This is a genomic window from Gordonia sp. CPCC 206044, assembly GCF_048537895.1.
GTDB lineage: Bacteria > Actinomycetota > Actinomycetes > Mycobacteriales > Mycobacteriaceae > Gordonia.
The window spans coordinates 189755-204713 of the sequence record NZ_JBCLVL010000009.1 but is presented as its reverse complement, the minus strand read 5'-3'; the positions used below and the strand labels follow the sequence as shown (position 1 = coordinate 204713).

14 protein-coding genes and 1 pseudogene are annotated in these 14959 nt (G+C 67.2%); 8 read left to right on the top strand and 7 right to left on the bottom strand.

Features of this window, described 5'->3' with window-relative positions:
* Positions 1–73 precede the first annotated feature (73 nt).
* Positions 74–1216, bottom strand: a complete 1143-nt coding sequence (locus tag AAFP35_RS16340; protein ID WP_419222684.1) for a glycosyltransferase family 4 protein — start codon at positions 1214–1216, stop codon at positions 74–76.
* Positions 1217–1316: 100 nt separating this feature from the next.
* On the opposite strand from AAFP35_RS16340, the gene AAFP35_RS16335 reads away from it, so the two are divergent.
* Entirely contained in the window at positions 1317–1943 is a 627-nt protein-coding gene (locus AAFP35_RS16335; protein ID WP_419222683.1) for a Type 1 glutamine amidotransferase-like domain-containing protein, read from the top strand.
* Here AAFP35_RS16335 and AAFP35_RS16330 read toward each other — a convergent pair.
* Positions 1895–2434, bottom strand: a complete 540-nt coding sequence (locus AAFP35_RS16330) for a hypothetical protein (protein WP_419222682.1) — start codon at positions 2432–2434, stop codon at positions 1895–1897. The genes AAFP35_RS16335 and AAFP35_RS16330 overlap by 49 nt on opposite strands.
* Before the next feature lie 116 nt (positions 2435–2550).
* The gene (gene menD, locus AAFP35_RS16325) at positions 2551–4212 is read right to left on the bottom strand and encodes a 2-succinyl-5-enolpyruvyl-6-hydroxy-3-cyclohexene-1-carboxylic-acid synthase (protein ID WP_419222681.1); all 1662 of its coding nucleotides are present in this window, start codon (positions 4210–4212) and stop codon (positions 2551–2553) included.
* Positions 4213–4301: 89 nt separating this feature from the next.
* Here menD and AAFP35_RS16320 point away from each other — a divergent pair, with 89 nt between their 5' ends.
* Positions 4302–4919 carry a class I SAM-dependent methyltransferase gene (locus AAFP35_RS16320; protein ID WP_419222727.1) on the top strand — a complete coding sequence of 206 codons (618 nt, stop codon included), beginning with the start codon at positions 4302–4304 and terminating at the stop codon, positions 4917–4919.
* Between the two features lie 143 nt (positions 4920–5062).
* The gene (locus AAFP35_RS16315; RefSeq protein WP_419222680.1) at positions 5063–6334 is read left to right on the top strand and encodes a saccharopine dehydrogenase family protein; all 1272 of its coding nucleotides are present in this window, start codon (positions 5063–5065) and stop codon (positions 6332–6334) included.
* 54 nt (positions 6335–6388) lie between these two features.
* On the opposite strand, the gene AAFP35_RS16310 is transcribed toward AAFP35_RS16315, so the two are convergent.
* Positions 6389–8161: a hypothetical protein gene (locus AAFP35_RS16310; RefSeq protein ID WP_419222679.1), complete on the bottom strand. Its 1773-nt coding sequence runs from the start codon at positions 8159–8161 to the stop codon at positions 6389–6391.
* A 120-nt stretch (positions 8162–8281) separates the two neighbouring features.
* Positions 8282–8935, bottom strand: coding sequence for a PaaI family thioesterase (locus AAFP35_RS16305; protein ID WP_419222678.1), 654 nt, complete (start codon positions 8933–8935; stop codon positions 8282–8284).
* A gap of 484 nt (positions 8936–9419) precedes the next feature.
* Here AAFP35_RS16305 and AAFP35_RS16300 point away from each other — a divergent pair, with 484 nt between their 5' ends.
* Together AAFP35_RS16300 and AAFP35_RS16295 are read left to right on the top strand one after the other, a co-directional pair.
* Entirely contained in the window at positions 9420–10376 is a 957-nt protein-coding gene (locus AAFP35_RS16300) for a 1,4-dihydroxy-2-naphthoyl-CoA synthase (protein ID WP_419222677.1), read from the top strand.
* Between the two features lie 287 nt (positions 10377–10663).
* A pseudogene (locus AAFP35_RS16295) lies at positions 10664–10768 on the top strand (1,4-dihydroxy-2-naphthoyl-CoA synthase); the annotation flags it as partial.
* A gap of 74 nt (positions 10769–10842) precedes the next feature.
* Here AAFP35_RS16295 and AAFP35_RS16290 read toward each other — a convergent pair.
* Together AAFP35_RS16290 and AAFP35_RS16285 are read right to left on the bottom strand one after the other, a co-directional pair.
* On the bottom strand, positions 10843–11706 hold the full coding sequence (locus AAFP35_RS16290) for a DUF559 domain-containing protein (protein ID WP_419222676.1): 864 nt from the start codon (positions 11704–11706) through the stop codon (positions 10843–10845).
* A 95-nt stretch (positions 11707–11801) separates the two neighbouring features.
* Positions 11802–12866, bottom strand: coding sequence for an LLM class F420-dependent oxidoreductase (locus AAFP35_RS16285; protein WP_419222675.1), 1065 nt, complete (start codon positions 12864–12866; stop codon positions 11802–11804).
* 203 nt (positions 12867–13069) lie between these two features.
* On the opposite strand from AAFP35_RS16285, the gene AAFP35_RS16280 reads away from it, so the two are divergent.
* The 3 genes from AAFP35_RS16280 to AAFP35_RS16270 are packed head-to-tail and all read left to right on the top strand — an operon-like array spanning position 13070 to position 14951.
* The gene (locus AAFP35_RS16280; RefSeq protein WP_419222674.1) at positions 13070–14302 is read left to right on the top strand and encodes an anion permease; all 1233 of its coding nucleotides are present in this window, start codon (positions 13070–13072) and stop codon (positions 14300–14302) included.
* A 20-nt stretch (positions 14303–14322) separates the two neighbouring features.
* Entirely contained in the window at positions 14323–14607 is a 285-nt protein-coding gene (locus AAFP35_RS16275) for a hypothetical protein (RefSeq protein ID WP_419222673.1), read from the top strand.
* A 32-nt stretch (positions 14608–14639) separates the two neighbouring features.
* Positions 14640–14951, top strand: coding sequence for a DUF3349 domain-containing protein (locus AAFP35_RS16270; protein WP_419222672.1), 312 nt, complete (start codon positions 14640–14642; stop codon positions 14949–14951).
* Positions 14952–14959: the final 8 nt, after the last annotated feature.

Genomic DNA, 14959 nt, shown 5'->3' with positions numbered 1-14959 from the left:
CAGCTGCCGTCGGCCTGTGCACCGTCGCACACCCGATCATCCGAGAAGACCGCGGACGCCCATGCGACGGCGGTCAGCCCGCGAGCGGCATGGCCTCTCCGCCGGAGCTCACCGCCCGATAGTGGCCGAGCAGTTCCTCGCAGATCACCGGCCACGTGCGCGAACGAACCTCTGCCAGACCTGCGCGCCCGAACTCTGCCCGCAGATCGTCGTCGCGCAACACCGAGACGACCGACGGCAGGCGATCGGCGAACTCCCCAGGCTCCAGCAGATAGCCTGTCCGGCAATGGGACACGAGGTCCCGCGGCCCGCCGGCATCGGGGCCCACCACCGGCAGCCCGCTGGCCATCGCCTCCTGGACGGTCTGACAGAACGTCTCGTGTTCGCCCGCATGGGCGAACACGTCGAAGGACGCGTACGCCCGTGCGAGCTCGATGCCCCGCAGTTCGCCGGTGAACACGGCATGCGGCATCAGCTGCTCCAGGCGTCGGCGCTCCGGCCCGTCCCCGACGATGACGATCCGGATCGTCGGGTCACAGCCCAGTGAGGCCAGCCGCTCGACATGCTTCTCCGGCGCCAGCCGACCCACGTACCCGACGACGAGACGGTCCGTCGCACCCCACCCGGCGCGGACGTCCGCGGATCGGTGCAGCGGGGCGAACTGATCCACATCCACGCCGCGTCCCCACCGATACAGACGTGGGATGCCGTGGGCAGCAAGCATGTTCATGGTCTGCATGGACGGGGCAAGCGTCCGGTCACACATCGCGTGCAGTCGCCGCGTGTAGCGCCACGCCAACCGGGAGGTGACCGCCAACCCGTAGCTCTCGGCGAACCCGGCGACGTCGGTCTGGAACACGGCCACCGACGGCACGGCCAGTCGTCGGGCCGCCACGGCGCCGGCCAGCCCGACCACGAACGGCGACGCCAGATGCACCACGTCGGGTTCGACGTCGCGCAGTGTCCGGTAGAGGCCGGGTGTCGGGACGCCGATCGGCAACGATGTCACCCGCGGCACCATCACCGACGGCACCGGGTGCACCGGCGTGCGCCGACCGACCATCCGGGGCGCGCTCGGCGCACCGCGCGGCGTGTCCGGCGCGATCACCACCGCCTCGTGCCCGGTACGTTCGAGATGGTCGACGACCCGCAGTACGGAATTGACCACTCCGTTGACCTGCGGCAGGAAACTCTCTGCGACGATCGCTACCCGCATGGCGCCAGTGTCGCCGACCGGCGTGTCCGCGGTGGTCGTCGGACGTGACGACACCGGGAAGTTCGGGTGAACTCACGCACCACGCGGGCACAATGGTCACATGGCCGAACTGCTGCTCGTCAGCCGCTGGCTCGACGCCGTCCCGGCATTCGTCGCGGCCCACACCTCCCGCACCACCGCCGAACCGGTTCGGTTGGCCTTCGTACCCACCGCGTCGTCGATCTATCCCGATCGCGCCTGGGTCGACTACGATCGCCGCACCCTGCGGGGTTTCGGTTATGCGGTCGACGACGTGCACGTCGAGCATCTGAGTCCGGACGGGCTGGCACACTGCCTCGACGACACCGATGTCGTGTTCGTCTCGGGTGGCAACGTCTTCCATCTGCTGTCGGTGTTGCGCCGGACCGGCTTCGATCGACTGCTCACCGATCGGGTCCGCGCGGGCATGCCGTACATCGGCGCCAGCGCGGGCGCGGGTGTCGTCGGCGCCGACATCGGACCACTCGGTCTGCTCGATGATCCCGAGGTGGCCCCCGACATGTCCGACACCACCGGACTGGGGTGGATCGACGAGGTGGTGGTCCCGCATGCCGACGGCATCGTCGTCGGCAAGAACGTCATCGACGAGATCGGCGAGCGCTACGCGGCCGACCACACGTTACGGTTCCTCACCGATGATCAGGCGTTGCTGGTCTCCGGCGACTCCCGCTCGGTGATCGCGTCCTGATCGTCGTTCTCCTCGGACGCCGCACCCCACTCGTCCTCGGTTGCCGACGACGACTCGCGCTGCGCGGCCCGACGGGTCAGCCGCCGGTTCACCTCGGCGAGGGCGACCATGACCAGGCCGACGATGATCCACCCGATCACGGCGACCGAGATCGCCGGGACGATCGCCAGCGTCCAACTGCGGCCGGCCGGCCGCGCGAGGTCGGGGTTGGTGGCGTCGTATTCGACGCTGATCCGCTGCCCCTGGGTGAGCTCGGTCGGATACAGCAGTCCCAGGCGAGGGCTGTGGAACTGCCCGTCCGCCGTCTGGAAGTTGACCGCCGCGTGCAGTCGATCGGCCGACACCACATCGGCCATCACGATCGCCCGGTGCGCGTCGATCTGCGCGTCGTTGCGGTGGCATCCGGCCACCATGACGAGCGCCATCGTCGTGACCACCAGCCCGACCAGCAGCAACACGATCTGTACGCGCCGCAGGATGGTCGGATTCATGCGCACCACCTTATCGTCGTCGGTCCCGCTTCTCGGTGCTGGCCGACCTTCGGCTCCCGACCGCGGCCGCGTCGCCGGTCGCCGCCTCGTGCGCCGAGACCAGGGTGCCCCGACGGCTACCCCAACCTCGCACTGATCGCGGCGTGTACCTCGCGCAGCGCCGACCGGTCGGTGACCACCTCGATCACCTCGACGCCGCCCGACGGCGCCTCCTCGCCGAGAACACCCGAGAGCTCGCCCAACTCCACACGACGATGCGGCAGGTGGAACCCTGCGCACAACGAGGCGAGGTCGGTGCGATGCGGCGTCCCGAAGATCCGTTCGTACACTCCGGCGTACCGATCGACGTCGAAACGCGGATCGCCTTGTTCGAGCAGCCCGAAGATGCCGCCACCGTCGTCGTTCGCGACGACGATGCGCAGCGACCGCGGCCGGGGCTCGCCGGGGCCGATGATCAGCCCGGTGGCGTCGTGCAGAAAGGTGAGGTCGCCCATCAACGCCACGGTCCGCGCACCCGGAGATGTCCGGTCGAGGGCCATCGCGGCCCCGATCGCGGTCGAGTTGGTGCCGTCGATACCGGCGACACCACGGTTGGACAACACGCGCACACCGTCGGTGACCCGGCCTGCCAGCGCGACATCACGGATCGGGTTGCTCGCGCCGACGACGAGCTGATCTCCCGGCCGCATGGCCGCACTCACCGCACGCGCCACGTGCAGTCCCGTCGTCACATCCAGACCGTCGAGTTCGGTGTCCACCGCGGCCAGCACCTGCTGCTGCACCTGCGCGCACTCCTTGAGCCACTCTTCGCGCGGTTCGTCGAGCACCTCCACCCGGGTGCCCGTCGCGTAGACGTTGCCGGACACGTCCGGCCATCGCGGGCCGGTGGTCAGCGCGTAGACCCGTACGTCGGGGTCGGCGAGCAGACGTGACACACCCCGATGCAACGTCGGCCGACCGCAGATGATCGCCTGCCGGGGCCGTAGTGAGTCGAGCGCCAGCGGATGCAATTGCGTATGAGCATGCGGCGCAGTCGGTTCCGCCACCGTCGGGATGTTCGCCAGGGCCGGGTGCTCGCCCGCACCATGCCCGGACACCACCACGGTGTCCACCGACAGATCGATGGGGATCGGCACGTCCAGTCGCCCGACGGGGGCCTGGGTCCAGGGCAACCCGTCGGGCCGACCCGAGAAGGATCCCAGATCGCCGTCGGGATCCGATCCGGGATCGGGCACCAGCGGTTCGCGCAACGGGATGTCGAACTGCACCGGGCCCGCATTGCCGGTCCGTGCGCCACGGGCGGCGGCCAGCACGCGCCCGACCGCCGACCGCCATTGACTGTTGGTGTCCAAGTCTTCCTCGGCCAGGCCGAGACTGATCGTCGCGCGCACCTGCGTGCCGAAGATGCCGAACTGTTCGACGGTCTGATTGGCTCCCGACCCCAGCAATTCGTACGGCCGGTTCGCACTGACCACCACGAGCGGGACCCGTGCGTAGTTGGCCTCGAACACCGCCGGGCTCATGTTGGCGACCGCGGTACCGCTGGTCATCAGGATGGGTACCGGCCGGCGCGACGACACGGCGAGACCCAGGGCGAGGTACCCCGCGGAGCGTTCGTCGATGCGCACGTGCAGCCGCAACCGGCCCGCAGCATCGGCGGCATGCAGCGCAAACGCCAGCGGTGCGTTACGCGACCCGGGGCACAACACCGCCTCGGTCACGCCACAGCGGATCATCTCGTCGACGATCACGCGCGCCTGCAGAGTCGAGGGGTTCATGCCTCCCAGACTAGGACGTGCGCCGACGCGGATCCGCCATCGCGATCGTCACAGTGGCATCCGTCACGCCGAAGGCGCAGGATCCGTACATGGGTTTCTACGACGACCGCGTCCTCCCCCACCTGATCAACCTGACCTGCGGAATGTCGGCGTTGACGCCCCTGCGACGACGGGCCTGCGAGGGGCTCTCGGGCAGCGTCGTCGAACTCGGGTTCGGCTCCGGGCTCAACGTCGAGGTCTACCCGGAAGCCGTCGAACGCATCGCTGCGATCGAGCCGTCCGACGGCGGCTGGCGACTGGCGGGCAAACGCGTCGCCGCATCGTCTGTGCCGATCGATCGCGCGGGCCTCGACGGCCAACGCCTTCCGTTCGACGACAATTCGTTCGACGCTGCGCTCACCACCTTCACCATGTGCACGATCCCCGACCTGCCCGCCGCCCTCGCCGAGGTCGCACGTGTCGTCAAACCGGGCGGCACGGTGCATTTCCTCGAACACGGCCGCGCCCCCGACGAACCCGTGCGCCGCTGGCAGCGCCGTCTCGAACCGCTCCAGAAGAAGATTGCCGGCGGCTGTCATCTGACCCGCGACATCCCCGCCTCCCTCACCGACGCAGGACTCCGCGTCACCTCGCTGGATCAGTTCTACGAACCCGGAACGCCCCGGGCCTACAGCGCGATGAACCTGGGCGTCGCACAGATCCCCTGACCGACCGGACCGTCGCGACATCGACCGAAACGCCCCCGTGAGCCGTCGCCGAGCCGATATTGCCTGCCGGTGGCTCATCGGCCCGTATCCAGCACGCATGGCCCTCCTCGACTCAGCCGGGAGGCATGTCTAGAGTCGACCCCATGAACGGGGGATCCGCATCACAGAATGCCCGCGAGTTCGACGTCGTCGTGTTCGGTGTCACCGGCTTCGTCGGGGAACTGACCGCCCGCTACCTGGCCGACCATGCGCCACGTGGCACCAAGGTCGCCCTGGCCGGACGGTCGGAGACCAAACTCGCGGCCACCCGTAAACGTCTGCCCGCCCGCGCCCACGACTGGCCGCTGATCGTCGCCGACTCCTCGTCACCGGCCTCCCTGGACGCGATGGTCGCGCGGACGCGCGTCATCTGCACCACGGTCGGGCCCTACCTCCGCTACGGCGAGGCACTGGTCGTCGCCGCGGCGTCAGCGGGCACCGACTATGTCGATCTGACCGGCGAGGTGCCGTTCGTGCACTATTCGATCGCGAAGGCCCACGACACCGCGGTCGCCACGGGTGCCCGCATCGTGCACTCGTGTGGTTTCGACTCGGTGCCCTCCGACCTCGGCGCATACCTGCTCCACAAGAAGGTCACCGACGACGACGCCGGCACGATGACCGACACGACGATGATCGTGAAGGCCATGCGCGGCGGCGTCTCCGGCGGCACCGTGGACTCGATGCGCGTGATCGCTGAACAGGCCAAGGACACCGAGACCCGTCGCCTGCTGTTGAATCCGCAGGCATTGTCGGGCACCCCTGGCGACACCCCGCGCGTGAGCATGTCGTCGCAGCCCAGCGACATCGGGATCATCAGCGCCCGCAAGGTCGACCCGTCGCTGCGCGGCACTCTCGCCCCGTTCTTCATGGCCTCCTACAACACTCGGGTGGTGCGCCGCAGCGATGCGTTGCTCGACGGCGCCTACGGCAAGGACTTCCGGTACGCGGAGACGATGGCGGTCGGCAGCATCCCCGGCGTCTCGACGCTGGCGGCCGGGATCGTCGGCATCGGCACCGGGGTCTTCTTGGGCGCCATGAGTTTCGGCCCGACCCGCCGGCTACTCGATCGTCTCCTCCCCAAACCCGGCGAGGGCCCCAACGAGAAGTCCAGGAACAAAGGCTTTTTCGTCACGCAGACCTACACCACGACCACCACCGGCCGACGCTATCGGTCAGAGATGCGCGCCCAGGGCGATCCGGGGTACAAGGCGACCGCCATGATGCTCGGCGAGAGCGCACTGTCGCTGGCACTCGAGCGTGACGCGCTGCCGCCCCGTACCGGCGTCCTCACCCCGGCCGCCGCCATCGGCGATGTCCTCGCCGATCGCCTACGGGGCGCCGGCTGCACCCTCGAGGCCGTCGAACTGCGCTGAGACCAGGTCCGCTGGGCCATCCATCACCGGCGGCCGACGAAGTGCCACAACCGATCAGACGTGCACCGGCAGCGACGACTCCCCGTCGACGGTCACCGGATAGTCGGTGACGACCACCCCGTTCGGCCCTCCCTGGGCGACAAACGCACCGTAGAGCTGTGCGGTACCGGCGTGCGCCCCGGTCGTGATCCGTTCGCCCTGAACCGATGCGACCGCGTAGTCGCCCACCGCCAGCGCGATGGTGCGCGACCCACCGGGTTCCACGACGTAGAAATCGGTCTGCGGGAGCGACGACGACGTGCTGCCGGACATGACGGTGATCGCAATTGGATGGTCGCTGTCGTTGTGGACGGTGACGCCGTCGGCGCCGGTCGAGTAGTAGACGCCGTCGTCGCCGCCGTCGAGCCCGACGGCATCGGTCGGCCACAACATGCCGGTGGCGAGTCCGTCGGCCGGGTCCCAGAACGCGTCGTCGGGGTCGGCAATCGGCTCGTCCGCGTCGCGGATCGCGCCGCCGAACGGGTTGAAGTTGTAGCTCAGCGTCGAATCATCCTGCACCACAACCATTCCGTAGATGATCGCGCGCCCCGCCGCATCACGCTCGGCCTGCACGACATATCCCGAGATTGCCCCGGCGGCGTCGATGGTGGTCGATCCGCCGGCCGGTACGACGTAGATGCCCTGCCCGTGTGCGACGTTGTACTGGTCCACCGCGATGACCGCGACGTCGGTGTCGCCGGTGTTCGTGAAGGTGATGGTGTCGGCGTCCTCGTCGTAGGTGTAGGTGATCGCGTCGGCGTCGGCGATCCGGTAGTTGTCGCCGATCAGGACCTGGAAGTCGGACGGGTCGAGGTAGCGGTTGTCTGGATCGATCCCCCGCCACACGAACGGCGCGATGATCGCGTCGATCAGCTGCCCGAAGCCGACCCGATCGACCACTTGCTCGGCAATCATCTGTGCTCGGAGCTGTTGTCGCTCAGTGGAACCGAGAAGACCGATATGATCGGCGCCGTCGTCTCGACCACGTCGGTTCAAGACACCGGCGACCACCAGGCTCTGGTTGAGCATGATCACGCCGTCCTTGCCGGAGCCGTGGGTCAACCGATAGACGACCGAATCGGCACCCGGTGCGGCCGGGAGGAACTCCGTGAGCGGTGTGGTCACCGCACGGACCACGTCGAGGATCACCGCCCCCGAACTCGCCAGATCATGCTGCACCAGAGCAGATCTCACGTCCACGGTCGACGATGTGTGGACACCGTCGGTCCGATCCGGTCCGTCACCGGAATTCTCCGACGGTTCACGGGTGGCGTCGTTGCGCTCCGGACCGCCGGTGGAGGCGTCGGACGATTCACGCGTCTCACCGAGCGAATCATCCTCCGACGGTTGATCTTTCGAACCTTCGGTGCCTTCTGGGGTTTCCACCGAAGGCGTCCCGGGGGCATCGGGCGTGGTCGCGCCCTGTTCCGCGCCGGTGGAACCGTCCGCTGCCCCACCGGGATCGGTGACGTCGGACTCGGGCGCGCCCACGTCGGTCGAGGGTGCGGCAGGCGCGTCGGTGGATGGGCCGTCCGGCGCGTCGGTCTGGGGAACCCCGGATTCGTGGGTGTCCCCGGGCGTGACCGGCTCGGACGAGGAGCCGACGTCGTTCGATGTTTCCGCCGCCGCGTCCTGGTCGGCCTCTGTCGACGAGTTCGCGGTCGGCGCTGCGGTGTCGTCGGCGAACGCCGGTCCCACCGGCCCGGTGACGAGCAGTGCTGCGGTGAACCCGGTCGCCGCCGCCACGCGTCGCATCAGACGGGTCCTGGTCACAGACGATCTGGTCATCGACGCCCCTGCACTCGTAGGCCGGACTCACTCGGAACTATCACTGAGATAGACGCCGACGACGAGAACGTTACAAGCGGCCGCACCGCCGACAGGGGCTTCGGCGGACGGTGAGAACGACTACTGCTGGCCCGGGTTCAGCTTGATGAACAGGGCATCGAGTTCCGCGCACAACCGATCACCGTCGTGCAGGGTTCCCTTGATGTACACCTTGCGCCCCTCGACCTTCTCGGCCCAGGTGCGGCACTTCAGAGGCGTGTTGAGCGGGGTGATGGAGCGGTACTGGACCGTGAGATAGGCGGTGCGGCTGACACCCTGGATCGCCACGGCCGACGCGTAACCACCGAGGTCGTCGAATGCCACCGCGACCTGACCGCCGTGCGCGGCCGCGTTGCCGCCGAGGTGGAAATCGCGGAAGGTGACCGTCGCGAAGACGCCGTCGTCGTTGACCTCGGTGACCTCGAACGGCGGCAGGGTGATGTTGCCGCGGGCGGGCAGGTCGATACGGGTACCCGACGGTGAATGCCACTCGTCGATCCGCACCGCAGCGAGTTTCTCGTTGATGGCAGCGAGTTCGCCGATCAGTTCGTCGGTCAGTTCCGCCGACGGGCAGGCGTACCGGACGTTGTCCATCAGCGTGCGTACCTGCTCGCTGAACTCCCCGTACCGCGGACCACCGCGTTCGGTCGTGATGGCGGTGTGCGCGCGGAAGCCACCTTCGTGCGGATCCTCGACCTCGGTGGACGTATCGGGACTGACGGCGCCATCACTCATGGACCAACCGTATAGAACACCCGATCGGGACATGCGCCCCGGCCAGGCTCGACCCTGTCCGCGAAGGTTCCGATCAGGTGTTACGCGACCGACGAGGCCGGGTTGACCACGACCCGATGACACCACCAACCACGCCCAACGCACCAGTCAGGTGAGAACGATCCACGACCTGATGGCACCGCGAACCAGGCCTTCCGACCAGTTCAGGCCGACCCACAACCCGATCACGCCACCAGCCGCGCCAAACACGACCCGCCAGGTGAGATCGACCCACGACCTGATGGCACCGCGAACCAGGCCTTCCGTGACCGATCGGCTGGGATCGACACACCACTCGATGGCACCGCGCACCACGCCCATCACGACCGACAAGGTCAGGTCGACACACAACTCGATCACGGCGCCAAGCAGGCCCAACGCGACCGGCCAGGAACCGGCGACCTGATGCCGTCGCCGGCCGGCCCACAGGGATAGCCTCACCAGGGTGAGCACAGATGAGACCCCCCAGCCCTTCGAGCCTGCGCAGTGGGCCGTCGTTCCCGGTTTCGAGCTGACCGACATCACCTATCACCGGCATGTCGGTACCGACCGCGAGCACGGGATCGTGCGCATCGCCTTCGACCGCCCGGAAGTCCGCAATGCATTCCGTCCGCACACGGTCGACGAGTTGTACCGTGTCCTCGACCACGCGCGGCGCACACCCGATGTCGGCACCGTCCTGCTGACCGGGAACGGGCCCAGTCCCAAGGACGGCGGCTGGGCGTTCTGTAGTGGTGGCGACCAACGAATCCGGGGTCGGTCCGGCTACCAGTACTCGACCAGCCACGATTCCGACGTGGCCGCCGCCGGGTCCGAGACCGTCGACGAGGCGCGGGTGAAGGCCGAGGGCGGCCGGCTCCACATCCTGGAGGTCCAGCGACTCATCCGTACGATGCCCAAGGTCGTCATCGCGGTGGTCAACGGGTGGGCCGCCGGTGGCGGACATTCGTTGCACGCGGTCTGCGACCTGACCCTCGCCTCTCGCGAGCACGCCCGGTTCAAACAGACCGACGCCGACGTGGGTTCGTTCGACGCCGGATACGGCAGCGCCTATCTGGCCAAACAGGTCGGGCAGAAGTTCGCCCGCGAGATCTTCTTCCTCGGTGAGGCATACGACGCCGACACCATGCACCAGATGGGCGCGGTGAACCGGGTGGTCACGCACGCCGAGCTCGAACAGACCGCGATCGAGTGGGGCCGCAAGATCAACGGCAAGTCGCCGACGGCGCAGCGCATGCTGAAGTTCGCGTTCAACCTCACCGACGACGGCCTGATGGGTCAGCAGGTGTTCGCCGGCGAGGCCACCCGCCTGGCCTACATGACCGACGAAGCCGTCGAAGGACGAGACGCATTCCTGGAGAAGCGCTCCCCCGACTGGGACCACTTCCCCTACTACTACTGACCCGACAAACCCAGCTACCGACGGGCACCAGCTACACCAGGAGCCGCAGACGTCAGGATTATCCCTCCAACGACTCCCCCTGGGGTAGCTGATGCACACCACCCCGCCGACGCGGCCGACGATGCCGCCCACTCGCGATCGGCTCCTCGTCCTCCACCCATCGGCCGACCCGGCCGTCACGTCGATCCCGACAACCGACCGACCGGTCAATGTCGATCCCGACAACGGACCCACCGGTCAATGTCGATCCCGACAACGGACTGACCCGAGAGCAGGTACTCGACCGTCCGGCCACCCGCCTGGCGTACATGACCGACGAAGCCGTCGAAGGACGAGACGCATTCCTGGAGAAGCGCTCCCCCGACTGGGGCCCGTTCCCCCACTACTACTGATCCGCCAGATACCGACCCGACAAACACCAACTACCGACGAGCACCAACTACACCAGGAGCCGCAGACGTCAGGATTATCCCTCCAACGACTCCCCCTGGGGTAGCTGATGCACACCACCCCGCCGACGCGGCCGACGATGCCGCCCACTACGCACGATCGACACGATCTGCTCTTCGACCTCGACCCACTGATCGACCACCGCACGGTAGGTCAACCGGATCGTCAGATACCCCAACTCAGCGGCCACCCGATCCCGACGACGATCCTCCTCGAACTGCTCGGCAGTCCGATGAAACTCCTCACCATCGATCTCCACGATCAACCGATCCCCCACCAACAGATCGACCCGACCGACACCGTCGATCTCGACCTGCACCTTCGCCGAGATCCGACGTGATCGGAGCCGGAACCGCACCATCGACTCGGTGCCCGATTCCGCATGACCGTCACACCAGTCCAGCAGTTGCCGCACCGCAGCCGGCGCCGACGACAACTGCCCACGCAGATCCGCCTTCTCCATCTTGCGTTGGAAGAGAATCGAATCGCACACGACGACAAAGTCTTCGGGAGTCAGACACCGAGACGCATGCCGCACCGCGATGGGGATCTGATCGATCGCGCCGACTTCCGGCTCGGGGCGACCGAACTGTTGACAGAAGTCGTTACGAGTGCGGTTCGCGTGTTGATTGCCGCGCACGTGGATCGAGGTCGCCGCCGATTCCGGAACCCACACTCCGTGCTGACGCAGTGCCGACGCACAACTCAGCACCCCACCCCGACGAACGGCCTCGACCACCTTGGTGTCCGCGCCCTCGGTCGCATACCACCCGTGACGCAGGCGTTTCAGAGCCCCCGTCTTGACCAGGGCGCGAATCTGGGCTCGCCGACAACCCATGTTGATCAGTTCGGCCCAGCTGAACACCCCGAGCAAGTGCATGCGGTCGAGTCTCATCCACAGCGATCACCGTTCCGGCCGGTCACCAGGATCTGTGGACAACCTGGCCGCGACGGCGACGCTGTGGATGCAGTGGGTCAGCCCCCGAAGATCGCCCGCAGCGTCTCCATGTCCTTGAGACGCTCCGCGTGTGTCTCGGCCACCGGCGAGGCCAGGATGCAGGTGACCCCGGCGGAGCGGAACGCGTCGGCGCGCTCGGCGACCTCCGAGCGTGAACCGATCAGCGACATCGACCGAACCAGGTCCTCGGGAACCGCCGCGGCCGCCTCTGCCTTCTTGCCGTCGAGGTAGAGGTCCTGGATCAGCTTCGCCTCCTCGACGTAGCCGTAGCGCTGGGCCAGGGTGTTGTAAAAGTTCTTGCCGCGAGCACCCATGCCGCCGATGTACAGGGCGGCATGGTGACGCACCAGTGTCGTGGCCTTCTCGATCTCGGCCGGGTCATCGGAGATACGTGCCGTCGACTGGACGACGATGCCCAGCTCACCGAGCGACGGATCACGCTTGGCCTTGCCCGCCGCCAGAGCCTCACCGAACGCGGCCTGGATCTGCTCGGGGTGGAACAGGATCGGCTGGAACTCCTCGAACAACTCAGCAGCAAGCTCGGTGTTCTTGGGACCGATCGCCGCGAGCAACATCGGGATGCGCTCCCGCACAGGATGATTGATGATCTTGAGTGCTTTGCCGAGCCCGGAACCACCATGTTCCTCGTCGAGCGGCAGGGTGTAGTGCTTGCCGTGGAATTCGGTCTTGTCCCGACGCCACACCATGCGGCAGATCTCGGCGTGCTCACGTGCGCGGCCGACGGGGAAGTCGTACTTCACCCCGTGAAAGCCCTCGATCACCTGCGGACCCGATGCCCCGATACCCAGCACGGCGCGACCGTCGCTGATGTAGTCGAGCCCGGCGGCGGTCATCGCGAGATTGGTCGGCGTCCTCGAGAACATCGGCAGGATCGCCGTCTGCAGCTGCATCCGCTCGGTCTTGGCCGCGATGTAGCCCAGCTGGCTCACCGCATCGAAACTGTAGGCCTCGGGCACCGCAATCCGATCCACGCCAACGGATTCGAAATCCGCAAGATTGTTGATGGTCTCGCGGAAGTCGCCCGCGTAATTGATCGGCATACCCAGCGTCATCGCAGTCATGTCGCGGATTCTTCCACAGGGCTTGTCGCCATCACAGGGTGTCAGTCGCCGACGACCCGGAAGCCGGCGGTGACACACTGCCGTCGCTGATGTGAACTCTGGGTGAACAGCTGGATTTACTCCGGAAACACCGAGGTCACAGCTGTATTTTGCGATGTCCGATTTTTAGGTGCAGGCGCCCGCCGGGCCGCATGATTGTCGGCATGAGCGGAGAGATGCTGATTCTGGTGCTGCTGGTCGTCACAGCACTCGGCTTCGACTTCACCAACGGATTTCACGACACGGGCAACGCCATGGCGACGTCGATCGCCACCGGCGCACTCAAGCCGAAGGTCGCTGTTGGGATTTCGGCCATTCTGAACCTGGTGGGTGCGTTCCTCTCGGTGGAGGTCGCCGCGACCATCACCAAGGACGTCCTCAAGATCCAACAGACGTCGGGAGCAGACAAGGGCGACCTGATCGCCGGTCTCAACTCCACGACCGCCCTGCTGATCATTTTCGCCGGCCTCATCGGCGGCATCCTGTGGAACCTCATCACGTGGCTGTTCGGTCTGCCGTCGAGTTCCTCACATGCACTGTTCGGCGGGCTGATCGGTTCAGGGATCGCCGCCTTGGGGGCCAGCGGCGTCAATTGGCACGGCATCCTGTCCAAGATCCTCATCCCGGCGCTGGCGTCGCCGTTCATCGCCTGCCTGGTCGCCGCGTGCGGCACATGGATGGTCTTCGCGATCACCAAGCGGATCGCCGAGGGGCGTAAGGAGGCCGGCTTCCGGTCCGGCCAGATCGCGACCGCGTCTCTCGTCTCGTTGGCACACGGCACCGGCGACGCCCAGAAGACGATGGGTGTCATCGCACTCGCCTTGATCGCGAGCGGTCATCTCGACGCCGGGTCGGTCGGCCACGGCCTCCCGTTCTGGGTGGTCTTCAGCTGTGCCGCGGCGATCGCACTCGGCACCTACCTGGGCGGCTGGCGCATCATCCGCACCCTGGGCAAGGGCCTGGTGGAGATCTCGTCTCCGCAGGGCATGGCGGCCGAGGCTTCGTCGGCGGCGATCATCCTGACCTCCAGCGCAGCCGGCATGGCGTTGTCGACGACGCAGGTCGCGACCGGTTCGATCCTCGGTTCCGGCGTCGGCAAGAAGGGCGCTCAGGTGCGCTGGGCGGTCGCCGGACGCATGGTCGTCGCCTGGGTCACCACCCTGCCTGCTGCCGGTCTGATCGGCGCCGGGTGCTACTTCCTCGCCCACCTCATGGGCAACGTCGTGGGCTCGATCGTCATCTTCGCCGTCCTCGTCGCCGCCTCGGCGTACATGTACTGGCGGGCACAGCAGAACAAGATCGACTCCCACAACGTCAACGCCGATTGGGACGAGGAGAGCGACTCGATCGTCCCCGCCACGCTCGAGGACGCGCCCAAGCCGTCCGCGGTCGCGTGATCTGAAGGGACACCACAACGATGGACATCCTCGAATCGATCATCAAGGTCCTGGTCATCGGACTCGTGTTCGGTGCAGGCCTACCGGCTCTGTTCGCGCTGGGCCTACGGTTTCGCGCCGACGGGGCCGGAGCCACCCAGGCCGACGGGACCGTCTCCCCACCGAACCCCGCTCTCCGCGCGCTCGGCTACTTCTTCTTCGCGGTGGTGATCGCCGCGATCGTCCTCGGGCTGCTCTGGGTGACCCGCCAGACCCTCCTCTACTACACCGACATCCAGATCTTCCCGGACTGGGCCTACAAGTGACCCAGTCGCCGACCTCGCACCGAAAGGCAGGCATGGGTAACCCTTCGCTGTTCGAGAGCGCCGTCAACTGGATCCGCACCGGCTACCCGGAAGGCATCCCGCCCACGGACTTTCCGCCGTTGCTCGCCCTGCTGATCCAGTCGCTCGACGAAGAGCAGGTGACCGATGTCGTCCTGCGTCTGGCCCGCGACCACGGCATCGACGAGCCGCTCACCGAACAGCAGATCCACGACGCGATCGCCAAGGTGACCGCCGAGCAGCCGACCAAAGGTGAGATCAACCAGGTCGCGGGTCGACTCGCGTCCGCGGGCTGGCCACTGGCCACCCCACCGTCGGCATCCTGAACCTGCCG